The organism is Pedococcus sp. P2_A3 (assembly GCF_056405035.1).
The window spans coordinates 63,257-87,433 of the sequence record NZ_JBFUCW010000005.1 but is presented as its reverse complement, the minus strand read 5'-3'; the positions used below and the strand labels follow the sequence as shown (position 1 = coordinate 87,433).

General features: G+C 68.3%; 14 protein-coding genes and 1 pseudogene. 8 read left to right on the top strand and 7 right to left on the bottom strand.

Going from position 1 to position 24,177, the window contains the following annotated elements:
* The first annotated feature begins 19 nt into the window (after positions 1-19).
* From AC1DX8_RS05740 to AC1DX8_RS05725, 4 genes and pseudogenes are all read left to right on the top strand, one after another.
* Complete coding sequence (locus AC1DX8_RS05740) at positions 20-568, top strand: hypothetical protein (protein ID WP_477628955.1); 549 nt, start codon at positions 20-22, stop codon at positions 566-568.
* A 193-nt stretch (positions 569-761) separates the two neighbouring features.
* Positions 762-3,854: pseudogene (locus tag AC1DX8_RS05735) on the top strand (DEAD/DEAH box helicase).
* A 483-nt stretch (positions 3,855-4,337) separates the two neighbouring features.
* A complete protein-coding gene (locus tag AC1DX8_RS05730; RefSeq protein ID WP_477628954.1) occupies positions 4,338-4,985 on the top strand; it encodes a hypothetical protein in 648 nt (215 codons plus the stop codon).
* Positions 4,986-5,144: 159 nt separating this feature from the next.
* Positions 5,145-6,098 (top strand): hypothetical protein, encoded by a 954-nt coding sequence (locus tag AC1DX8_RS05725; RefSeq protein ID WP_477628953.1) that lies wholly within the window; start codon positions 5,145-5,147, stop codon positions 6,096-6,098.
* A gap of 260 nt (positions 6,099-6,358) precedes the next feature.
* On the opposite strand, the gene AC1DX8_RS05720 is transcribed toward AC1DX8_RS05725, so the two are convergent.
* Positions 6,359-7,240: a nuclease-related domain-containing protein gene (locus tag AC1DX8_RS05720; RefSeq protein WP_477628952.1), complete on the bottom strand. Its 882-nt coding sequence runs from the start codon at positions 7,238-7,240 to the stop codon at positions 6,359-6,361.
* 514 nt (positions 7,241-7,754) lie between these two features.
* Here AC1DX8_RS05720 and AC1DX8_RS05715 point away from each other — a divergent pair.
* Complete coding sequence (locus AC1DX8_RS05715) at positions 7,755-8,015, top strand: carboxypeptidase-like regulatory domain-containing protein (protein ID WP_477628951.1); 261 nt, start codon at positions 7,755-7,757, stop codon at positions 8,013-8,015.
* Positions 8,016-8,241: 226 nt separating this feature from the next.
* Here the strand turns inward: AC1DX8_RS05715 and AC1DX8_RS05710 are convergent, their stop codons facing one another.
* Positions 8,242-11,181, bottom strand: coding sequence for a vitamin B12-dependent ribonucleotide reductase (locus tag AC1DX8_RS05710; RefSeq protein ID WP_477628950.1), 2,940 nt, complete (start codon positions 11,179-11,181; stop codon positions 8,242-8,244).
* A gap of 117 nt (positions 11,182-11,298) precedes the next feature.
* Positions 11,299-11,823, bottom strand: coding sequence for a transcriptional regulator NrdR (gene nrdR / locus AC1DX8_RS05705; protein WP_477628949.1), 525 nt, complete (start codon positions 11,821-11,823; stop codon positions 11,299-11,301).
* Between the two features lie 659 nt (positions 11,824-12,482).
* Between nrdR and AC1DX8_RS05700 the strand changes: the two genes are divergently transcribed.
* A complete protein-coding gene (locus tag AC1DX8_RS05700) occupies positions 12,483-13,592 on the top strand; it encodes a hypothetical protein (protein ID WP_477628948.1) in 1,110 nt (369 codons plus the stop codon).
* Positions 13,593-13,652: 60 nt separating this feature from the next.
* Here the strand turns inward: AC1DX8_RS05700 and AC1DX8_RS05695 are convergent, their stop codons facing one another.
* From AC1DX8_RS05695 to AC1DX8_RS05680, 4 genes are all read right to left on the bottom strand, one after another.
* A complete protein-coding gene (locus tag AC1DX8_RS05695) occupies positions 13,653-15,518 on the bottom strand; it encodes a hypothetical protein (protein WP_477628947.1) in 1,866 nt (621 codons plus the stop codon).
* A gap of 8 nt (positions 15,519-15,526) precedes the next feature.
* Positions 15,527-18,523 (bottom strand): hypothetical protein, encoded by a 2,997-nt coding sequence (locus AC1DX8_RS05690; RefSeq protein ID WP_477628946.1) that lies wholly within the window; start codon positions 18,521-18,523, stop codon positions 15,527-15,529.
* A 35-nt stretch (positions 18,524-18,558) separates the two neighbouring features.
* Complete coding sequence (locus AC1DX8_RS05685; protein WP_477628945.1) at positions 18,559-20,136, bottom strand: glycosyltransferase family 2 protein; 1,578 nt, start codon at positions 20,134-20,136, stop codon at positions 18,559-18,561.
* Positions 20,137-20,239: 103 nt separating this feature from the next.
* Positions 20,240-20,965, bottom strand: coding sequence for a ZIP family metal transporter (locus tag AC1DX8_RS05680; RefSeq protein WP_477628944.1), 726 nt, complete (start codon positions 20,963-20,965; stop codon positions 20,240-20,242).
* A gap of 127 nt (positions 20,966-21,092) precedes the next feature.
* Between AC1DX8_RS05680 and AC1DX8_RS05675 the strand changes: the two genes are divergently transcribed.
* Together AC1DX8_RS05675 and AC1DX8_RS05670 are read left to right on the top strand one after the other, a co-directional pair.
* A complete protein-coding gene (locus AC1DX8_RS05675) occupies positions 21,093-21,854 on the top strand; it encodes an SDR family NAD(P)-dependent oxidoreductase (protein ID WP_477628943.1) in 762 nt (253 codons plus the stop codon).
* A gap of 164 nt (positions 21,855-22,018) precedes the next feature.
* On the top strand, positions 22,019-24,172 hold the full coding sequence (locus AC1DX8_RS05670; protein ID WP_477628942.1) for a hypothetical protein: 2,154 nt from the start codon (positions 22,019-22,021) through the stop codon (positions 24,170-24,172).
* Positions 24,173-24,177: the final 5 nt, after the last annotated feature.

Genomic DNA, 24,177 nt, shown 5'->3' with positions numbered 1-24,177 from the left:
TCCAAAAAGGGGGATGCCCGTGACCCAGCCAGGTTTCATGTCTCGACTCGGCGAGCGGTGGGATCGTCGAGCCGACTCCCTTCGCGACGGTCGGGAGCCTTTCACCGCGCGGTCAGCCACCATGATCCTCAGGTCATCAGAAGCGGTGTGGAGCACCCTCGACGCACCTGGCATCGAGGTGCTCCTGGACCGCAACCACCTCAAGACGTTCCCCGTGCCCGGCACCCCGGAGTCGGGGGTCGGCCACCAAACCTGCACGTTCACCCTCGGCGAGAAGGACCTCATCAAGGTGACCGTCGCAGAGGTGATCGAATACGACCCGCCGACCCGAGTCAGACACAAGATCGTCAACTCACTTGTCCCAATGATTGACGAACAGACCATTGCCGAGGTCCCAGGTGGATGCAGCTACGCAGTCAGCTCGGGCACACGCATCCCCATCGGGTCGGGGTCGACGATCGGTCGACAACTACAGGCTTCCCTGGATGACCACGTCGCCAAGGTCAAGGAACTGGTTGAGGCTGGCCAGTTACCCGAGGCGCCCCTCACGAAATCCAGCGACTCGTAACGCACGCGAGCTGGGACTGACCTCCAGGCGCGGATGCACCGCATCCCGCGTCGTCGCATCCAGCAGTCGAAGACCGCTGCCTGGGCCGCAGGCTGATCCCCGACACGCACCTGGCACAAGCGCATTTCGGGATTGACCGGACATTGCTCCACCCGCCTGGCAAGCTGCCACCGTGACGGGGAACGAGGAAAGCTTGCTGGAGGGCTTGTGTGAAAGCCTGATTACGCGGGGGCTCGACTCCAGACTAAGCAGCAGCCACGACCAAGACGTCCGCCGTGCATCGATCGACGAGGCAGACGAGCCCGAGGTACTGGCTCGGCATGTGCGCGCGGTCGCAGTGCGTGCGTTCCGGAATGAACGAAACTCGGACCGCAGGCTCGCACTGGTCAACGCGATAATCCAAAGCTTTGGCGACTCCGAGGAACTCCTGTCGGGCGGCCCTCGGCACCTCATGTCGATCAGCCGTCATGCCTTACCAGGCATGACGGGCCGGGTCATAACGGAGCGGCCGTCCACTCCCCTGTCTGAAGCCGCCTTGCTCACCAACGCCCAAGGCGAACCCGGCATGGGCCATGAGGTGCGCGCCGAGCTCGCGAGTGCCGATCAAGTGGACGTGATCATGGCGTTCGTCAAATGGTATGGGCTGCGGTTGTTTGACGACCGACTCAAGGCTCTGCACGACCGCCGCGCCCCTCTTCGGATTATCACCACTACCTATATGGGTGCCACAGAGAGGCAAGCTCTCGACCGCTTGGTCCGCGATTTTGGCGCGCAGGTCAAGGTCCAGTACGACGCGCAGAGGACCCGACTCCACGCCAAAGCGTGGCTGTTCAGGCGCAATACGGGCTTCGATACGGCTTACGTGGGAAGCAGCAACTTGTCGCGCGCGGCCATGCTCGACGGCGTTGAGTGGAACGTTCGCCTGTCTTCCATCGCCACGCCTGCCCTTCTGCAGAAGTTCGGCGCCACGTTCGACAGCTACTAGAACGACAGCACGTTCGAGACCTATGACCCCGACGTCGACCGTGACCGGCTCGACGACGCCCTCGCGGAGGCAGCCGGCCACAAGACCCATGACCGTGTCACCCTCTCGCTATCCGGTCTCGAGGTACGTCCCTATCCGTACCAACAGGAGATGCTCGACCAGCTTGAAGTCGAACGTGTCGTGCACGGGCGGCATCGCAACTTGGTGGTTGCTGCCACGGGCACGGGAAAGACTGTTGTTGCTGCCCTGGACTACCGTCGACTGGCCGACGCGGCGCCGGCCCTACCTCGGCTCCTGTTCGTCGCTCACCGTCGAGAGATTTTGCAGCAGTCCTTGCGGACCTATCGCGAGGTGCTCAACGATCCGGACTTTGGCGAGCTGTATGTAGGCGGCGCGCGACCAGAGAGGTGGGAGCACGTCTTCGCGTCGGTGCAGTCTTTGACGTCGTATGACGTCCAGAACATCCCCCCGGGATCTTTCCAAGTCGTGGTCGTTGATGAGTTCCACCACGCACAGGCGACGACGTACCGCCGGATCCTCAATCACCTCAACCCGCGCGAGCTCTTGGGACTGACCGCTACCCCTGAGCGTGGGGATGGGCTCGATGTGCGGACCCTCTTCGACGGCCGCGTCGCGGCCGAGCTTCGCCTGTGGGACGCCCTGAAGGCTGACCTCCTCACTCCATTCCACTATTTCGCGGTCGCAGACGGCGTAGACCTCACCCGTGTCGATTGGAAGGCCGGTGCCTACGACGCCTCGGAACTCTCAAATCTCTTCACCGGCAATGACGCCCGGGCCCGGGTTGTCCTTAAGACCGTGCAGGACAAGGTCTCTGATCTGGGATCCATGAAGGCCGTTGGCTTCTGCGTTTCGCGGGCTCATGCCCATTACATGACACAGGTCTTCAACGACGCAGGTATTCAAGCGGCCACGGTGCTGGGCGACACCTCGTCAGATGACCGGGATGGGGCCATCGCCAACCTGCGTTCTGGATCGGTTCAGGTCCTCTTCACCGTGGATGTCTTCAATGAGGGGGTTGATATCCCCGCCATCAACACGGTGTTGTTCCTCCGGCCCACTGAGAGCTCCACGGTCTTCCTCCAGCAACTCGGACGGGGGCTCCGTCGCGCGAAGGACAAGGCAGTGTTGACGGCTCTGGATTTTGTGGGCCATCACCGCAAGGAGTTCAGGTTCGACCAGCGCTTCCGTGCGATGACCGGCAGCACCCGCGCGCAGCTCGTCCGCGACATCGAGAACGGCTTCCCCTTCCTGCCTGCCGGAACCGAGATTGTCCTAGATCGTCAGAGCCAGGAGCTCGTCCTGGAAAACGTCCGCAGTCAGGTGGCGAAGCGCTGGACGACGATCATCTCTGAACTGCGGGCTCACCCCACGAGCAGCCTGAGCGCCTTCCTTTCGGAGTCCGGCGTTGAACTGTCAGACGTGGTCCGGAGCGATAGGTCATGGGCGAGCCTTCGTCGGGAGGCTGGGCTCCCTGTCGCTGAGGGCGGCGAGGGGGAGTCGGCTTTGCTCAAACGCGTTCGCGCTTTTTCCCATGTTGATGACCCGGATAGAGCCGCGGCCTACCTGCAGTGGCTGGCTGATGACGCACCCTCCTACGACCAGTCGGACGCCACGCTCCAAGCCTTCGGCCGGATGTTGTTCTTCTCTCTGTGGCCAGACGGTGGCGGCTTCCACTCGTATTCCGAGGGCTTGGCCGCCCTGCGTGCGGAGGGTGCAGCTCGAGAAGACCTGCGCGAGGTCATTGCGCTTGGCCTGGACAGCGCTGAGCGTGTGAGTACACGGTTGAGCGGCAAACTCGGCCTCCGCCCCTTGAGGGTTCACGCGCGCTACACCCGAGAGGAGCTGGTCGCCGCTCTCGATTACGTGTCGATCGATGGTCGCAAGCCCAACAGCTTCCGTGAGGGCGTGCTGTTCGCGCCCGCCGCCAACGCAGACGCGTTCCTGGTGACATTGCACAAGTCCGAGGCGGACTACTCCCCCACCACGATGTACCAGGACTACGCAGTCAGCCCCGAGCTCTTTCACTGGGAGTCGCAGTCGGGCACGACTGTTGCGTCTAAGACAGGGCAGCGATATCTGAACCATCGCTCGGAGGGGAGCCATGTCCTCCTCTTCACGCGTCCCAGCAAGGTGAGCGAGTTCGGCTCCGGCGCTCCATACCTCTTCCTGGGCGAGGCCGACTACGTCGAACACCGAGGCGAACGCCCGATGGCTGTCACGTGGCATCTGCGCACACCCATGCCCGCCTCTGACTTCGCAACAGCAAGCGTGGTCGCGTGAGTTCGGCCTAGAACGAGTCTCCGTGATCGGCGGAGTGCTTCACAGCGGTCGCCCGTCGGGCAACGCCCAAATCGAGCCCGGTACGACGCGCGGCTTACCGCCGCGAAGAACGCCTTAGGCCTCGATCGGTCAGTCGCCTGGAAGCGCACTCATCTACCCCAATCCGGATGGGGGTGTAGGTCGCGCGACGTCACACACGGTGAACTCGTCTACCGGCGCCGCGGGCTCTCACAATCCGCGGGTGGCACCGGGTGCTCTCACCGCCCGGCATGGTCGCGCCGGACTACGCCCGGCTCGGCGTCGTCTGCAGCGACCCGTCCTGGGGCACTTGACCTGCCCTGAGGCCGCTTTCGAGGGTTGCCGCAGAAAGCATCGACCAATCCGACCCGGCCAGGGGTGACGAACGCCACACGACCCACGCGGTGCCGCGGCCGACTGCGTGCGTCCTGTGCCACTGTCGGCCGCTCCGAGCAAGGAGCACCCATGTCCCATTCCCGAGGGGGGCCGCGTCGCCTGTGGCGTCCGGTCACCTCATTGTTGGTCGGTGTCGTGCTGGCCGTCGTCGGTGTCACCGGAGCAGCGTTCGCGGCTGGCTCGTCGACCACACCGGTCTCGCGTGCCACCACGCCCGCGTGGAGCAACGGCAAGACGGTCAGCGTGCAGTACGCGCAGAACTTCTTCTGTGACACCAGCGTCGCGTCCAGCTCGCCCAGCGGCTGCGAGGTCGGCACCGACTCCAATGTCGGCCCGGTGCCGAACGCGGACCGGTCCGTCCTCTACGTCCTCGTCCCGCTCTTCGCGGACCCGAGCCCGGCGCCGATGTGTGCCGTGGCGAGCTGCCCGAACCACCCGCTCGACATCGACCTGTCGCGCATCGCGGGCGCCCTCGGCGCCAGCCCTGACGCGGTCAAGGCGGTGCCGCTCCCGGCGCACAGCCACATCCTCGACGGGGACGCCGGCGGCTGGTGGGACGTCAAGGTCGTCGCTGTGACGAACCAGACCGCATGGAGCACGCTGGCGACCGGCAAGTCCGAGGCCACCATGAACGCGCTCATCGCCGACCCGAGCAGCGGCGTGCTCGGCCCGATCCCGACCAACCTGTACCTGTTCTTCAACGTGGTCGGTCACTGACCGCCTGGCTGGAGGGGTCGAACAACCGGCCCCTCCAGCCGGTCACCGTCCGTCTCGTGCCGCGCTTCGTCCCGCCGATCTGCCTTCTGCGTTCGGTCTTCTCCATCCTGCTTTCCCGCCTTGTGAACCAGCCGGAACCCCCTCCCAAGGAGCCGTACCATGTCGGTCCAGACTGCTCRGCCCCCCGTCGCGGGCCGTCGCCGCGTTACCCTCCACCGCCAGGATGTCGACACCCTCTCCGGGCGCCAAGCCGCTGCCGTGGCCGTCGGCGCTGTCGGTCTCGTGCTTGTGGGTGTCTCCGCGGGTATGCCGTGGCTCACCCTGTTCCACGGCTACACCCCGCTCCGTGGCTTCCGCCTCGACGGCGGCGACCTGTCCGGGATGGCCCTCGCGGCCGCCCTGCTGCTCGTCGTCGCCGCCCGGCACGGCGGTGGCCTTCTCATTCGTCCCGTGTCAGCGCTGTTGGCCGTGGCAGTCGTCGCGGGTGCGCTGCGCAGCTGGCGCGGGATCGCGGCATACGTCGCCGACCCGGGCCCCGCGGCCGCTCTCACCGCACCAACGGGCGGCCCTGGCCCCCTCGTGATGGCTCTCGGCGGGGTCGCTCTGCTCGTCGCGGTGTTTCTCGTCCGGCTCCCCTCGCGCCCTCTCGCCGCGCCGACGCGGCTGCCGCTGGCCCTCGCCGCGCTGGCCTTCGTCGCCGCGTGGATGCACCTCGTGCTGACTCCCGAGCACTTCGGCGAGTCGGCCATCCTCGGTGCAGGCTTCCTCCTCTCGGCGGTCGTCCAGCTGGTCCTGGCCGCACTCGCCGTCGAGCGTCCGTCGGAGCGGGTCTGGTCGCTTCTCGTCATGGTCAATACGGCGCTCATCGTGGTCTGGGCGTACGCCGTGCTGCACGGTCTCCCCTTCGGTGGGAACGAGCACGGTGCCGACGGCGGGGGCCTGGTCATCGGCTCCGGCGAGCCGATCGAGCTGGCGGCAGCCGTCACCAAGCTCGCCGAGCTGGGTGGCATAGCGGTCGCGCTCGTTCTCATGCGCCGAGCCTCGCGAGCAACCGACAGAGACCCTCCCGCTGGTGCGGCCGCGGCATACCGGCCTGGGGCACGGGGAAGTTGACCATCTGACAGCGTGATGTGGACCCCAGGGGTCGAGGTGGCGGCATGAACCCGCGTCCATCGACAGGACCGGGGCTTCTCCGGGTGCAGTGCGCGCGCTGAGAATTTCCTCAGCCGCCGCCTCGTGTCAGCTCAACCCGCGACATTGCTGCTGTCTTCAAGACGCCACTCGCCGGCACGGGCAGCCGAAGCCAACTGGCCGCCCCGCACTCCCGGGCTCGGAGGACGACGTTGCGTCACACCGCCGCGACTAGGGATTATTCAGGCGGCTGGCAGCGCCTTGGCCAGGCGTCGGTGGATGTCGTCGATGGTTTCACAGGACATTGGCCCTCTCGCCTGGAGTTGGGGATACAGCTTCTTGGGCCAGAGAGCCTGTACGTCGCGCGTGGTGAAGCTTCCTCCTATCAAGGGCCAGTCCGCTTCGACGAAGCAGAGCACGCCTCGGACCGGGGCGTCGTCGTGGGCGAGCGCTGCGCGGACCACGTCGACCTGCTTCAGCACACCATCGACCAGCTTGGTGCAGTCGCGGGATCCGACGAGCAGCCGCTCTGCCCGGGGCCGCAGGATCCCGCCTTCGATCTTGAGCTGAGGGCGGCCGCGGTACTTCTTGGCGTCAACGACGTAGACGCCGTTGGCCGTCACGGCGATGTGGTCGATGTTCGCCTTGGACCTCGGGATCCGGCGGTCGTGCAACAGCTTGATGGTGTCGCACGCCAAGCCGTCTAGGCCTCTGCCGAGTCTCTCTTCGCCGACTGCACCGGTGTCCCAAGCGGTGGTGGACTGCCGCTCCTCAGAGATGGCAAGAAGGAAGCCCCCGATCCGTGGATGCTGGGTCCGGATGCGCTGCTCGCGCTTGGCCCTACGGCGCTCGAACTCGCGACGAGCGGATGCTCCGGCGGTGCCAGGCTCAACCACCTCAATGGCGACGGGTCCCGCCTCCGGTACGCCATCCGGGGTGACCTGTCCTGCCTGCGTGGCCGAGCTGGATTCAGGTGGAGTCGTCACGTCGTGGCTCAGGCACCGGACCGTCTTGGTCTGTCGTTCGTACACCGCTTGAGTTTTCTGCGCGATCCCGGCTCCGCAGACTCGGCAGGTGCCGGCGTACCGCAGCCGCATGACCTTCTCGTCGGGTCCCCCTTCCACGCCGGAAACCGTACGTTGTCCACGCCCTATGTCGGCGCGTTTTGCTGGATTTCCCGTTCGGCCCGGCGCTGAGTGCCGCTGCCACCCCGCGGGTCTACCGTCGTGGCCGCCCGGGTGCCTGGCCGCGAGAGCGGCGCCGGGGTCTGAGATCCGAAGGTGGCGGGTGGGGCGGTGGCCAACTCGACATCGCCGGACGGCTCGCCCGTCAACCTGGCCATCGCTCAAGAGATTCAATCGGCCCTGGACAAGATGCGGCTATTGGCGCGCCTAACCGTCGCACTCGCTCGCCAGCATTGTTGAGGCGCCTCGTGGTTTGTCGCCGTCGAAGCCCTCGTTCGTGGAGCGTCGGTGCCCCCTTGAACGTCTCATCGACATGCGCGCAGGTGGAGTACTCACCGTTGCCCTTGCCGGGTTGCTTCTCGCCGGTTGCAGCGACCAGAACCCTGCGACGACTCTCGACCATTCAGGCGTTATTGGCCGGGTCCACCTAGGCCCTGAGTGTCCAGTCGAGACCGTGGGTGAGCCATGCGAAGACAAGCCGGCCGCAGGCTCGAAGGTCACCATTGCCAAGAAGCTGCTCGGCGACTCGTATGCCGGTGGAGAGGTGGTCGCGCGCACCACGACAGACGCAGACGGCAGATACCGCGTCGCCGTGGCACCGGGAAAGTACCTCGTCACTGCCTACGCCGGCATGTCCTGCCAGCGGATGGACGCGATAGTCGAGGCCGGCGCGTATTCGAAGGTCGACATTTCATGCGACACAGGGATTCGCTGACCACCGGGTGACTATCGGCTGAGCGCCGGACTCGTGCAGGCGCCACTGAGTCGACGAATCCGCAGTTCATGTTCGCGGGGCCCATTGTCGGTTCGTCGATCGGCACGCTGGTGAGTGCGTCACAAGCGCCGCATTCGGGAAACGGATGGGCGCATTGTTGAGATGCACAGACGAGCGGTGGGCCCGGAGCGAAGTCGCTCCGGGCCCACCGTTGTTGGCTACTGGGTCAGCTGCAGCCGCTGGTGCTTCCGCAGCCTTCGCAGACGTAGCAGGAGCCGGCGGGGCGCATCTTGGTGCCGCAGGTCATGCACATCGGGGCGTCGGCCGAGATGCCCTGGAACTTCTCCAGGAGCTCGGCGCTCGAGTGGACCTCGACCGAGACCTCGCGGGCGCTGGCTGCGCCGGCACCGGACTTCACCTTGTCGGCGTCGAGTGCCTTGCCCTCGACCGCGGGGGTCGAGGTCGAGGCGGCGGCGGCCGGCTTGGTGACCGGGGCGGACTGGCTGAAGTTCTCCAGCTCCTCCTCCAGCTCCTCGTCCGACTCGGAGTCGGAGTCGAGCGCCTGGTACGACCCGGTCTCGAGCTGACGCGCACGTTCGGCAGCGGTGTGGATGCCCATGAACGAGCGGGTGTCGAAGTCCATGTGGTCCAGCGCCAGGCGACGGAACACGTAGTCCATGATCGACTGCGCCATCCGCACGTCGGGGTCGTCGGTCAGGCCAGCAGGCTCGAACCGCAGGTTGGTGAACTTCTCGACGAAGGTCTCCAGCGGCACGCCGTACTGCAGGCCGATCGACACGGCGATCGAGAAGGCGTCCATCACGCCGGCCAGGGTCGAGCCCTGCTTGCCGAACTTGAGGAAGATCTCGCCCAGGTCACCCGACTCGTACGTGCCGGCCGTGAGGTAACCCTCGGCGCCACCGACCGCGAACGACGTGGTCTGCGAGGTCCGGCGCTTCGGCAGGCGCTTGCGCACCGGGCGGTACTCGATGACCTTCTCCACCTTGGCCTCGGCGGCCGCGGTGAGCTTGTCAGCCGCAGCGTCCTTGGCGGTCGAGCCACCGTCGGACAGCGGCTGGCCGACCTTGCAGTTGTCGCGGTAGACCGCGATCGCCTTGAGGCCGAGCTTCCAGCCCTGCATGTGGACGTCCTCGATCTCCTCGACCGTGGCGTTCTCAGGCAGGTTGACCGTCTTGGAGATCGCACCGGACAGGAACGGCTGGACAGCAGCCATCATCCGCACGTGACCCATGGCCGAGATCGACCGGGCGCCCATGGCGGTGTCGAAGATCTCGTAGTGCTCGGTCTTGAGACCGGGAGCGTCGATGACGTGACCCTTGTCGGCGATGTACTCGACAATCGCCTCGATGGTCTCGCCCGTGTAGCCCAGCTTCTTGAGCGCACGCGGGATGGTGAGGTTGACGATCTGCATCGACCCGCCACCGACGAGCTTCTTGAACTTCACCAGCGAGAAGTCGGGCTCGATGCCGGTGGTGTCGCAGTCCATCATGAAGCCGATGGTGCCGGTCGGCGCGAGCACGGAGGCCTGCGCGTTGCGGTAGCCGTTCTTCTCGCCGACCTTGACCACGTCGTCCCAGGCCTTGGTGGCCGCACGGTGGATCGCGGTGTCCATCGTGTCGAGCGGACGGATCGCGTCGTTGGCGCTCTGGTGCTTGCGCATCACGCGCTTGTGGGCGTCCGCGTTCCGGGCGTACCCGGCATACGGGCCGACGACACCGGCGATCTCGGCGGAGCGCTTGTAGGCGGCACCGGTGAGCAGCGAGGTGATCGCGGCAGCGAGCGCCCGGCCACCCTCGGAGTCGTAGCCGTGACCGGTCGCCATGAGCAGCGCGCCGAGGTTGGCGTAGCCGATGCCCAGCTGGCGGTAGTCGCGGGTGGTGTCACCGATCGCCTCGGTCGGGAAGTCGGCGAAGCAGATCGAGATGTCCATCGCGGTGATGACCAGCTCGGCGACCTTCTGGAAGGTCTTCACGTCGAACGTGTCGTCGTCCTTGAGGAACTTCAGCAGGTTGAGCGAGGCCAGGTTGCAGGACGAGTTGTCGAGCGACATGTACTCCGAGCACGGGTTGGACGCGGTGATCCGGCCCGTCTCCGGGTTGGTGTGCCAGTCGTTGATGACGTCGTCGTACTGGATGCCCGGGTCGGCGCACTCCCACGCGGCCTCGGCGAGCTTGCGGAACAGGTCGCGGGCGTCGACGGTGTCGATGACCTCACCGGTGGTGCGCGAGCGCAGCCCGAAGTCGGTGCCGGCCTCGACGGCCTTCATGAACTCGTCGCTGACGCGGACCGAGTTGTTGGCGTTCTGGTACTGGACCGAGGTGATGTCCTTGCCACCGAGGTCCATGTCGAAGCCGGCGTCACGCAGCGCGCGGATCTTGTCCTCCTCGCGCGCCTTGGTCTCGACGAACTCGAGGATGTCGGGGTGGTCGACGTCGAGGACGACCATCTTGGCCGCACGACGGGTCGCGCCACCGGACTTGATCGTCCCCGCGGACGCGTCGGCGCCACGCATGAAGGAGACCGGGCCCGAGGCGGTGCCACCGGAGGACAGCAGCTCCTTGGAGGAGCGGATGCGGGAGAGGTTCAGGCCGGCGCCGGAGCCGCCCTGGAAGATCTTGCCCTCTTCCTTGTACCAGTTGAGGATCGAGTCCATCGAGTCGTCGACGGCCAGGATGAAGCAGGCGCTGACCTGCTGCGGGCTCGACGTGCCGACGTTGAACCACACGGGCGAGTTGAAGCTGAACACCTGGTGCAGCAGGGCGTAGGTCAGCTCGTGCTCGAAGATCTCGGCGTCCTCGGCGTTCGCGAAGTAGCCGTGGTCCTTGCCCGCCTTGACGTAGGTCAGCACGACGCGGTCGATGAGCTGCTTGAGCCCGGTCTCACGCTTGTCGGTGCCGAGCGCGCCGCGGAAGTACTTGGTCGTGACGATCGTGGAGGCGTTGACGCTCCAGAAGTCGGGGAACTCGACCCCGCGCTGCTCGAAGATCGTCTCGCCGGTCTTCCAGTTCTGCTGGACGACGTCGCGCTTCTCCCACGTCACCTCGTCGTACGGGTGCACACCAGGGGTGGTGTAGATCCGCTCAACCTTGACACCCTTGCCGGATGTCCTGCGGGCACCTGCACGTGCCCCTGCGGTTTCAGTCATTTCTGGTGGCCTCCCTAGCCCCTGGTGTTTCTACTTGGTGATTGTCTCGTGCGGCACTGACAGTGCCGCGGTCGTTCTGGTGGCCCTGCGAAGCGGGCGGTGGGTATGCCGCGGGGCTCAGCCCGGCGGCATACCGGCCTGGGTTTGTGGTCGGGCACTGTGGTCCGGCCGACGATCAGGCTCGGTGCCGGTGGCTTCGCGCTCGGCGCGGAGCAAGGTGATCGCACCCTCGAAGTCCTCGAGGCTGTCGAACGCCTGGTAGACGCTCGCGAAGCGCAGGTACGCGACCTCGTCGAGCTCGCGCAGGGGTCCGAGGATGGCGAGCCCGACCTCGTGGGCGTCGACCTCGGCCTGTCCCTGCTGGCGGATGCACTCCTCGACCCGCTGGGCCAGGAGGGCGAGGTCGTCCTCGGTGACCGGGCGGCCCTGGCAGGCCTTGCGGACCCCGACGAGGACCTTGCTGCGACTGAACGGCTCGCTCGCGCCGGAGCGCTTCGTGACCGTCAGGCTCGCCGTCTCGATGGTGGTGAAGCGGCGCCCGCACTCGGGGCACTGGCGACGCCGGCGGATCGAGCTGCCGTCATCGGTGGTGCGTGAGTCCATGACGCGGGAGTCGGTGTGCCGGCAGAACGGACAGTGCATGACGGCGCTCCTCCCTGGTGCGTGCTCGGCCCCTGCTGGGGACGAGACTGTGGACGATCTGGGGACAACGTGTGGGTAACCCCCCTCGCCCTGTGCACTACATGTGGACGAACTACAAAGGTGTAACCACTAGATGTAGGGATAGTCTGCCTCGCTGTGACCTGCGACGCAAGCGGTTCGCCGAAACTGCTGCCTGAGTCTGCATCTCCGCAGGTCAGAGGCTTGCGAGGGCGCGGCGCGACACGCCGAAACTGAGACTCATGTGACTGGTGTGACGTCAGAGGCGCCCAGATATGGGGTTTGTCCAACCTTGGCTCCCCCACATGTGGTGCTGGGGTCCCGAAAGGCCTTAACCGCGCGCGTCCTATTGCTTCGGGGTCGCGCGATCGCACGCGTGCCTGGCATGACGTACCAACTGACTCGACCGACAACAGTGGCCGCTCATGCTGCCGGTGTTCAACGCCTGGGAAGCGCGCCACAAGCACGACAGCGGTCTAGCGCGAAGCAGCCACGAAGGGCACGCTCAGTATGCATTTAGGCCACTCATCACAGCGATTTGCGGCATGGGCCGAACAGCCCGAAAACCGCAAAACGCCCACGCACTGCGCGCTCGGGGTCTACGTTCCGTGCGGCACTGACCACCGTTGCAAGGGACACCCGTGAGCACCTCGCAGGACATCGCACCCGTATCGCCGAGCTCAGGGCTGGTTGCCCGCCGACCTAACCGGGTCGTGGCCCTCGCCGCAGCCGGCCTTGCCCTCGTCGGATTGGGCGCGGGCGGCTGGTTTGGGTTCCTGAGCCCGCACGACTCAGCGGTGAAGCTGGTCGCGGACGCCTCCAGCGCTGCTCCCGGCAAGCCGGTGCCCCTGTCTGGCACCGTGACCCCGGCCGAAGCCAGCCGAGTTGTCCTGATCTCGACGGCCACCACGCAGGGTGGTCCGTTCACCTCCGCCGGCACCGCCGTCACCGACGCTGCGGGTCACTTTACGATGACCTGGGCGCCGGCTCAGGCAGGACCGGCATGGGTGCGCGCGACCGCCGTCACCCTCGGACGCAACCAGCAGGCTCTGTCCGCCCCGCTCGCCGTCACCGTCCGCACCCCAGCCGCACTCACGCTTAAGGCAGCAGCCGCCGCCATCCGCACCACTGGCGCGACGACGGTGGCCGCGACCCTGACGCCGGTCGGTGGGGCCGTCACGTTCGAGAAGTCCACCGACGGCCAGACCTGGACCCCGCTGCCAGCAGGCGCCGTGACCAAGTCTGGTGTGGCGACCGCGAAAGTATCCGGCCTCCCTGGCGGGCTGTGGCATCTCCGTGCCAGTGCCGCACAGACCGACACGGCCACGACCGCCACCGCCAAAGAGGTCACCATCCTGGTAGAGGACTACAAGGCCGCCGGCGCGAAGTACCTCCAGATCGTCGGGCCGGGGAACAAGACCATCGACAAGCTCAATGCCCTGATCGACGCCGGCGCCTCCCTTTCGGCCCTCAAGCAACAGGCGGAGATGGTCAGCAAAGCCCAGAGCAAGGAGTCCAAGGACTTCCGTGCCTACAAGGGATGGCCGCGCGAGGTCGCCCAGGACGTCGCTGACCTGGCGAAGCAGAGCGTCGTCATTGCCGACACCTACCACATGCTCTCCCAGAGCCGGAGCTTCGAGGAGTGGAACCAGACCTCCACGGCGGACAGCGCGGCGGAGGATGCGGGCAGCGGCGATGCCGCACGCATCCGCGACGCGCTCGGGCTGCCGAAGCGAAGCCTTCACCCGTAGCCGTTCAGTCGAGGGCAGACAGGTCGACGCCCGGCTTCATCGCTGCAGCCCGTGATGGGGTCAGCGCAGGTCGGACTCGAAGGTCCGGTAGTACGCCTCGAGGTCGTCCTTGGTGTGCCCGGCCCGCCTCGCGGCCAGCTTGGCCGGGTCGAGGGTCGGCCCGAGCAGGCCGTAGAGGGGCTGCTGCGACACGGCCGTCACGTGGGGCTGGCTGTAGGTGCCGCCGCCGTGCACGCCCTGGAGCAGCTCGCTCTCCCACGGCCCGCTGATCGGCGACGTGGGCGCGCCCCTCACGTAGAACCGCAGCAGCGTGTCCCAGTCGAGCCCCTCAGTGATGGGCGTCGTCGAGTAGACCCGGTCGAGCATCAGCTTGGCGACGCTGGCCGACGCGTGCTTGGCGAAGGCCACCGCCTCGGGCCGCATCGGCTCCTTGTCGCGCGAGTCCTTCGACATCAGCGAGTGGGTGCCGACCGCCTCGATGGTGCACCCGTTGGTCGAGGCCAGGTCGTACATCGACGTCGACGACGTGTCGAGCCTGGTCTCGGCGCCGTGGGCGGCGTCGCGCTCACGCTGCATCTCGTCGAGCATGAGGACCAGCACCGACCCCGGCCCGGGGAAGTCGAAGACCCACCCCGAGTGCCGGTTGCTGACCGCGAGGTCGTGGGCGAACGCCCGGTCGAGCTCGGCGCCGGCGTGGGGGCAGAGCAGGCCGCTGCTCACCCAGCTCGCCACCGCGGTGCGGTAGTCGCCCGCCTGGAGCTGCGTGCGGTGCTGGTGCCACAGGGCGTCGGAGTTGTTCTTGCTCACCATGTCGCGGCGCGCGGTCTGGCTCAGCAGGAGGCGGATCAGCACGAGCGGGGTGGTCCGCGGGTCGAGGCGCGGGGGCAGCAGCGCGAGCTTGCCCTCGATGGCCTCCAGCGCCCCGCCGAGGGTGTGCCACACGTCGGTCGGCCCGAAGCCACCCGTGAAGATCAGGGCGGTCCCGTCGTCGGACGTGGAGGGCGAGAGCGCCGTCTGGGTGTCGTAGACCGGGTAGCGGATCCGCCGGTGGAAGCGCCGTCGGTAGCGCACCGAGGACGGGCTGAGCGCGGTGCCGCGCAGGCTGTCGTCGACCAGGGTCCGCAGGTCGGCGGGCACGGTGGGAACGGCCGACGGGTGCGCCGCCCGCACGTCCGCCCACTGCCACAGCTCGAGCAGGTTGCTGTGGAAGAAGTAGTCCTCCACGGGGTGCAGCAGGTGCCCGAGCCGCACCAGGAAGTCCTGCCGCCGGTCTGCCGGGAACGGCCCGGCCCGTGCGGTGACCCAGTCGAACTCGAGCTTGCTCAGCTCCTCCGAGATGTACTGCAGGAACCACTCGAGGTAGCCGATCAAGCCACGGCTCTGCCGCATGAAGATTCGCACCGTGCGGTGGTGCACCAGGTCGCGGGTTGGCGGGAAGTCGAGGTGCTCGTGGGGGAAGTACTGCGTGTAGTGCGCGGCCAGCACAGCGTCCACCCGTGCCGGGGGTATGCCGTGGGCCGGGATGAGGGCCGGCCTCGCCCCACCGGGCAGCAGCCCGAGGGCACCGCCCAGGCGGGGCAGGCCGTCGTCGTCGAACAGCTCGTGCGCGAACGCCTGCATGAGCATCCGGAACATCTCCGGGAGGGCACCGTGCACCGGACCGGAGTGCTGGCCGAAGACCTCCTTCACCCACTCCTTGCCCCCGAAGGTGTCGGTCAGTCCCGACTGCGCGAGCGCCCGGGCGTGCGCCTTGTCGCGCGCCGCGTGGAACGCGACCGGGTCGCGGAACTGCGACACGTCGGTGAGGAAGTTGCCCAGCTCGACGTAGGTGTAGTCGTCAACCGGGATCGCGGTCGGCGGGATGCTGGCGGCGGCCTCCGACGCGACGTGCTCGGTGATCTCCGCGTGCGTCGAGATGTCGCCCATCGGTCAGGTCAGCCATTGTCTACGTGGTCGTCGTGGTCCCCGTCGTGGCCGGCAGCCTCGTCCTGGCAGGGGCACGGCAGACCCGTCCCGGGCACGCAGCCCGACTCGCACTGCAGCACGGTCAGGCTGGTCGGCACGGTGATCTCCCACGGCTCGATCGAGGGGTCGACCGTGCTGACCGGCTCCTTGAGGTCGTTCTCGATGGCCACGTACATCGGGTCGTCGATCCCCGGCGCGCTCCCGCCGTCCCAGATCGTGCCGTCGGCGAGGTAGCGCAGCGCCGCACCCTCGTAGCCCGGACGCACCGGCACGACGACGCGGGCGAACCCGGCCTTGAGGAACGACATGAACAACGGGTCGACGTCGTCCACGTGGTAGATCTCGACCCAGTTCTTCTTCCGACCCCAGAAGTAGGGGTAGAAGGCGTAGGTCATCAGCCGCCACTCGAAGAGCTGCTCGAAGAACTGCACGATCGAGCCGTCCCGCAGCGCCTGGCAGCAGTCGAACTCGGGGTAGCCGAACTCCCCCGGCTGCACCGCGTCGGAGGGCAGGTGGGTGCAGCTGGTGAGCAGCCGCAGGCAGCCCTTCTCGAGCTCCTCGCTCTCGGTCTGCCGGTTGAACAGCGGGTTGCTGCCCCGGATCTGGACGCCCGCCTGCGACTTCGCCTCCGCGAGGGCGGTGTTGTACGCACCCAGCTTCGCGGCATACCCGTCGAGGATGGCGCGGTAGGTCTTCTGCTGCCACTGCACCACCGAGCGCGCGGTGCGCGTGCACTCGACCTCGACGTTGATGCCGTACATCCGGGTCCGGCCCATCACGGTCACCGGCACGACGTCGTCCTCGCCGTTGAGGAAGCCGCTGAAGCCCGCCCCGGTCGTGGCGAACCGCGACTGGCGACCCACGGCGATGGTGACCCAGTTGGGTCCGCCGTCGTGCGTCTCGGAGTGCAGCCCGAAGAACGCGTTGAAGCGGTCGGCCTCGAACCCGGCCGGCATCGCCAGGTCGGTCTTGGAGTCGGCGAACTGCACGTTCTGGTCCATGTCGGCCCGGCTGTACGACTTGCTCGTCGTCACCCGCAGCGCCGGTGGCGGCTCGACGACCGCGTCGTAGGTCGCGGCCCAGAAGGCGTAGTTGGCCTCGGTGATGTCGTTGTGCGACGTGATCGGCGGACGGCTGAACGCAGCGACCGTGTCCTGAGAGCGCGGGTCGATCGGCTTGACCAGCCCGGCGGTAGCGTCGGTGGCGTTCTCGGTCATGGCGTAGAGGTGGAACGCCGCCGGCTCGGGGACGAGGAACTCGAACATCAGCCGCTTGCCGTAGTTGACGACCTTGGCCTCGTACTTCTTCTCCACCCAGCGGTACAGCCCCACGACGTGGTGGTCGACGGCCTGCAAGCGGTGCAGGTTGGTCTCGGTGAACTCCTCGATGGTGCGGGTCGACCGCTCCTCGCGGACCTTGGTGACGACCCGCTCCAGCGTCTTGTCGGTGACCTCTTTGGCGTAGCGCGTGGCCTGCTTGTCGGACTCCTTGGTGGACAGCGACGTCGCGAACTTGGTGTCGGCGGTGATCTTCACCGGCCCGTACTGCGCGGCGACGTTGACCCCGATGTCGACGGACAGGTCGGCCTCCATCGCGCGGTTGACCTCCTTCTCCATCTCGAAGCGGTCGGTCGTCTGGCTGTCGCGCTCGGTCGTCCGCTCCTCCTCAGAGATGGTCGACGTGAAGGTCTCGACGGTGGTTTTGTGCTCGGTCGTGCGCTCCTTGGTCTCGCCCTCCATGACGTTCTCGATGTGGGCCACCTCGCCGGGCACGTTGCAGCAGATCCGTTGCTCGACCCTGCGGAAGTCACCGATCCCCAACGGGCGCACCCGACAGCGCTTGTCCTCCGGGGCGTCGCTCGTGCCGTACTTGTCACCCCAGAAGGTGGCGTAGGCGTGCATCGTCCGCTGGTCCATCATCTGGCGCGTCTCACGGTCCGCCCCGGCGTCGCGCGAGGTCATCGCCTGCACCAGGAACGCGCCCCCGACCTGCGTCACGCGTTGTCCTGCGGCGCCGGCCTGGGCGACCTGCGCGCCCACCACCTCGGCCTCGCCGACGATCTTGGACAGTGCAGCGGTCAGCCCCTGACCCTCCGTGATCCCGAGCTCGTCGAACACCGCACGGGCGCCCTCCGACAGCGAGTCGAGGTGGTCCTTCGACAAGGTAAACCGCTCGGGTGCGACCGGCTCCCGGGACTCGGGCGGTGGCTCCTCGGCGCACCCGCCGGGCCCGATCACCGGCACGTAGGGAGGGGTGACGCTGCGCGACCTCACCTCGTCGCGGGCGTCCGCGAGGTGTCGGGTGAGCTCGGCGTGGGCGTCCTCGAGGTTGCGCAACCGCACCGTGGCCTGCGGGCCAGCCCCGGCTCCTGCGCGCGCGCCACCCTCGCCGTCTCCTGCCCCCGGCTCCGGTGCCTCGTCGACGACCTTCTCCAAGGGCGTCGGGCCGTGCAACGCGGTCGGGAAGAGCGGGGTGGCCAGGGCCATGCGCCGGGCGAGGTCGTCGTCGTCGGTCTTGCCGTCCCACGCCAGCAGGTGGCTGGCGCGCAGCGCCCAGACGACGAGTTCGCGCACGTCCGGTGACCCCCCGGCATACGTCAGCACTGCAAGGTTGTCCCACAGCGAGGCGAGCACCTCCGTGCCCACGGCGACCTCGAAAGCCTTGCGCTGCTTGGCAAGCTGGTTCCACGTGAGTGTGTCGGCGTGGTGCGAGAGCCAGTGGGCGAAGGCGGTCAGGGCCGGCAGGTCGGCGGTCATGGCCGACTCGTCCGCCCACACCCCGGGCTGGCTCTGGGCCTTCAGCAGCTCCCGGCGCACCGTGCTGTTGCCTTTGGCCCGGGCCGTGACCGCGGCTTTCATGAGCGTGGCATCGACGTTCTCGTCGTAGCGGATGAAGCCGCTCCCGATCTCGTCCTTGGTCGGGGTGCGCGGGTTGCGGACGGTGACGAAGTTGAAGAGCGTCGACATGTCGTTCCCCTTTGGTACGGGTCGTCTGCCTCCGTTTAGTGTGACTGGACCCCACGCGGGCGCGCATGATGCAAATGGATGAGACGGGCCGGTTCTCCACCCTTCCGGGGGGAAGTGAGCGCAAGCGAGCCGGCGCCCGCGGCCCACGCCAGCACCGGCCACAGGTATGCCGCGTGGCCGGGCTCGCGGACCACCACCCCGAGGCAGCCGGCCACGACGACGAGGCCCAGACCGGCCTCGGCCAGGGTCCGGGGACGCAGTCGCCCCGCTGCTGGCCGAAGCGTCACCCCCGGCTGGTCGGCCGGCTCTGACCGCGAGGGCTCCGGCCCGGTGGCCGCCGAGGGCCGCGGCGAGCCGGCCTTGGGCGTCCGCTCGAAACCGGACGGTACCTGCAGCCACCCAGCGACCACGGCCACCGCGTTGTGGAGCGTGAGTCCCCCCGAGAGGAGGACGAACTCGCCGAACCTCCGCAACCGCCCCAGGGCCGTGGGGCCCTCTCCCGGTTCGTGGCCCGAGTAGCCGTAGACCGGCACCAGCAAGGCGAAGGTGAGGGCCATCGGGACGTTGGCGGCGACCACCGCTGAGCACCCCGGTGCGGCCGCCGCGGCCATGACCGGTGCCAGCACCACCTCGGTCGCGAGCGCCACGAAGGTGGCCGTCTCCGCCACCTGGCCGAGCGCGTGCGCTCGTTGCCGCCAGGGCTGGCCGGCGCGCAGCACCGACGGCAGGAAGCCACGGGTGTTCTGCGCGACCCCGCGCATCCAGCGGTGCTGCTGGATGCGCAGCGCGCTCGGGCTGCTCGGCAGCTCGGCGGGAAGGGCGAGCGAGCCGGCATACCGCACTCGCCACCCGGCCAGCTGGAGACGCAGGCTGAGGTCAAAGTCCTCGGTGAGTGACGCCGAGCTCCACCCACCCACCTCGGTGAGCGCCGCGACCCGGATCAGTCCACCGGAGCCGTTGAACGCACCGAAGGCACCGAGCGCCAGCCGGCCGGCCTGCTCCACGCGGAAGTGGTTGTCCAGCATGGCTGCCTGGGCTCGGGTCACCCATGACTCATCGGCGTTGAGGTGGGCCCACCGGCCTTGGATGACGGCAACCTCTGGCGTGACGTCAGCGAGGGCGGCGCGCAGGAAGTCTTGTCCCGGAACGAAATCCGCGTCGAGGACCGCCACGAAGTCGGCATCCTCGGACCTCTCCAAGGCTGCCGCCAGCGCTCCCGCCTTGAAGCCCTGACGATCGGGACGACGCAGGTGCTCGACGGGCACCGTCCGCGACGCCGCGGTCTCCGTGAGCCAGTCCTGCACGAGGCTCGGCGTCTCGTCGGTGGAGTCGTCGAGCACCTGCACCCGCCACCGACCCGGCGGGTAGTCGATCGCCGCCACCGCGTCGAGCAGCCGCACGACGACCGCGGGCTCGTTGAAGACCGGCAGCTGCACGACCACGAACGGCGCGTCCCGCAGGCTCGCCGACCCGGGTGTCCGGACCGACGCCCGCCGGGCCGCCCGCAGCAGGTCGACCTGGAGGATCGCGTGGGCGACGAGCACCAGCCCCGCGGCGACGTACGCCACCTGCAGCACCACGAGCATCGGCCACCCCCATCGGGGACACGTCACCACGGGACATCGTCTCCCCCGAGGATGGCACTCACTGACCTCATCCGCAGGCACACGGCCGGAAACCGGCCCACCGACGGGCAGCGGGGCCCGGCAGGCGAGCTCAGGCCATGGAGAGCAGGAACGCGGCGCTGAACCCGACCACGGTGAGCAGCCCCACGAGGCGTCCCGCGTGCTCCACGGCCTCGGGCACCATCGTGTCGGCGAGCATCGTGAGGATGGCGCCGGCGGCGAACGCCTGGATGGTGGCGACGACGGTCGGGTCGGCCCCGTCGAGCAGCACCCGGCCGAGCGCGGCGGCCACGGTCGAGGCTGCCGCGACCGCCAGCCACATGCCCATGATGAAGCGGGCGGTGTGCCCGGCCGACCGCATCCCTGCCGACGACGACAGACCCTCGGGGATGTTCGAGAGGAACACCGCGGCCACGACCGCGATGCCCACACCTCCACCGCCGATCGTGCTCACGCCGATCGCCGCAGACTCCGGTATGCCGTCGAGCAGCGCGCCGAGCGCGAGCGCGGACCCAGCCGCCCCCGCCTGTGGACCGCTCGGGCTCTTGCGACGGTGGCCACCGCGGCTGTCGATCCACCAGTCGCCGAGGAAGAACACCACCGACCCCGCCAGCAGCCCGAGCACGGTCGAGACTCCCCCGGCCTTGTCGTAGGCCTCACCGGCCAGCTCGAAGGTGAGCGCGCTGACCAGCACGCCGGAGCCGATCGCCATGACCCAGCCGATGACGCGCTTCGACGTCGGGAGCCAGATCCCCGCCGCCGCGCCGATGAGCAGCGCGAACCCACCGACGAACCCCCAGAACCCTGCCTCGAGCACGTGAGCCTCCTGATCGGTACCACTGCTGACCTGCGCCGATGCGATACCGGGCCCTTGGACCCTACTCGCGCGCCTGGGGGCGGCCGAGGGTGGAGGCACCCTCACGGAACCCTCAGGAAGGAACACCATGAACAACTACGGACTCGGCGGGAAGGTTGCCGTCATCACCGGCGGCGCCTCCGGCATCGGCCGGTCCTGCGCCCACACCCTCGCGCGCTCGGGAGCCGACATCTCGATCTGGGACCTCGACCAGGGTGCGCTGGACGTCGTCGTCAAGGAGCTCGACGCCTTCGAGTGCAAGGTGCACAGCGCCGTCGTCGACGTCAGCGACTCGGCAGCGGTCGACCGCGCCATGGACGACGCCGTCACCCACCTCGGGCACGTCAACGTCGCGGTCTGCAACGCCGGCATCGGCGGCGAGGCCCTGGCCAGTGGCGACTACACCGACGAGGCCTGGCACAAGGTGATCGGCATCAACCTCGACGGTGTGTTCTTCACCCAGCGGGCCGCGATCCGCGCCATGAAGGCCGGCGGCCGTGGCGGGTCGATCATCAACATGGCCTCGATCCTCGGTGCGGTCGGCTTCGCGACGGCGAGCGCCTACACGGCGGCCAAGCACGGCGTCGTGGGGATGACCCAGGCTGCCGCGTGGGAGCACGCCGCAGACGGCATCCGCATCAACGCGGTCGGCCCCGGGTTCATCCGGACTCCCCTGCTCGACCAGCACCTCGACCAGTCGGTGCTCGACTTCCTCGCCACGCAGCACGCGCTGCAGCGCATCGGCGAGCCCGAGGAGGTCGCCGAGCTGGTGGCCTGGCTCGCCAGCGACGGCGCGTCGTTCGCGACCGGCACCTACTACCCCATCGACGGCGGCTACCTGGCCCGCTGACCCAGACCTGAGTGAGCGCCAGCCGACTCATGGCAGGCGTCGAAGAGGGGGGTTGGCGCTCACTCGGCCCGTTTCACGGCTGCCCACGCGACCGACCAACGGCCCGAGGTCAGTTCGCCTGATTTCGCCCCACTCCCCCGCCTCCGCGGGTCATAATCTCGCGCATGAATCTCGGGGGCAGAGTCGGCGCCGCTGTGCTCGCATCGGCGGTCGTCGGCGGCACCGCGGCAATGGTCTGCGCGACCCCGGCCGCCGCCGACAGCGGGCTGGCCGAGAAGGGACACACCCGCTACGTCGTCTCGGACGACGGCGCCCCCGTGCGCGTGACGACGACCGTGACGGTGACGAACAAAGTGCCGTCCTCCGGTGGCCGCTACACGTACTGGAGCGGCTATGCGCTGTGGCTGCCGAACGGCGCGACCGGGCTGAAGGCCACGTCGCGGGGTGACACCCTGTCGACCCACGTCTCGACCCGCGCCGGCTTCACGTTCGCAGAGATCTCCTTCCCCAGCCAGCTGCTGTACGGGCAGACGCGCACCATCACGGTGACCTACATCGTCAAGGGGGCTCCTCCCCGGTCGAAGACCACTGGCCGGGTCGGCCCGGGCTACGTCGCCATCGACGCCTACTCACCGGGCGACGCGGGCAAGGCCACGATCGACATCGAGTCACCGCGGTGGATGACCCTCGACCTCGGCGAGACCTACACCGAGGTCACCCACGGTGACACCCGCATCGCCACCATCTCCGGAGGCGGCAGCGGCGGGCTGGCGGCCGGGCTGTCGATGCGCGACATCTCCCAGGCCACGACGCGCAAGGTCGCCGTCGACAAGGCGACGTTCACCGTGCAGGCCTTCCCCGGCGACAAGGTCTGGGAGAAGTTCGTCAGCGACCGGCTGCCCACGACGGTCCACGCGCTCGAGAAGCTCACCGGCCAGCCCTGGCCCGACGCGGGCACGACCATCACCGAGGACTACAGCGCGCAGGTGTACGGCTGGGACGGCCAGTACACGAAGACCGGCATCACGGTGAACGAGACCCTCGACCACTCGCTGCTCGCCCACGAGCTAGCCCATGCCTGGGCCGACACCGACCACCTCGACGAGCGCTGGCTCGTCGAGGGCCTCGCCCAGGAGCTGGCCACCCAGGCCACCGCGGCGCTCAAGGCCAAGGACACCACCCACCCCGTCGTCCGCCCGACCCAGAAGGGCGCCTTCAAGCTCAACGCGTGGCTCTACGACTCGTCCAGGGCGACCGCCGCCGAGGAGTACGGCTACCCCGCGTCGTGGCGCGCCGTCCACTTCCTGATGGCCGGCAGCGCCGCCTCGAAGCGGACCGACGTCGTCCGCATGCTCACCTCGAGCCACTCCATCTACGACACCCCCGGCGACCGGAGCGTGGCCACGCACCCCACCACGTGGAAGCAGGCCTACGACGCCTTCGAGGTCGCGGGCGGCAACCGCTCGACCAAGGCGCTGATGACCCAGTGGGTCGTGGGCAAGGACGACGCCGCCGCGATCGCCCAGCGCGCCGCGACCCGCACCACGTATGCCGCCCACGACAGCGCCGACGGTGCGTGGGCGCAGCCGCGCGGGGTGCGGGCCGCGATGTACGACTGGGACTTCACCAGTGCCCAGCGCGAGCTGGCGCGCACTGGGGACCTCGCGGCGAAAGCCGTTGCGGCACAACAGGCCTCAAGCCGATCGGGACTCTCCGTCGATGCGGTCCGCCATGCGTACGAAGGGGCCGACGAGGTGGCCGAGTACCCCGCCGTCGCCGCCCAGCTCGCGGCTTTCACCACGGGAGCCGGACGGTACGTGCAGCTGCGGGACGACCATGCCTCCCCCAACCCCCTCGCGCGGTTGGGACAACTGGTGCTCAGTCCCACCGAGCCGCTGGCGGACGCCCGCGCGGCCATCGTCAAGGGTGACGCCAAGGCGGCAGACCGGGCGCTCGACTCGGCCGCGTCGCGCAGCACCTGGTCGACCCGGATCGGCGGCGGCATCATCGTCGTGGTGCTGCTCCTGGGCGCGGGGGTGGCGCTGCTGGTCCGGCGCCGGAGGCGGCGCAAGGTCGCGGCCGCCAGCCGGGTGCCCGAGTCCCCCGTGGGCGCCGGCGACGTGGACGCCAACGACAGGGGTGCGGACGGAGTCGGCGACGACGACGCGGGTGCCGGCGAGACGGTCGTCGACGAGACGGTCGTCGACGAGACGGTGGCCGGCGAGACGGTCGCCACCGAGTCGGTGGCACGCCCTGACGCGAGCGCTGAGGAGCCCCACGGCGGTGACGACGACCCGGCGATGGCCCGGGTCGGCTGACGGCA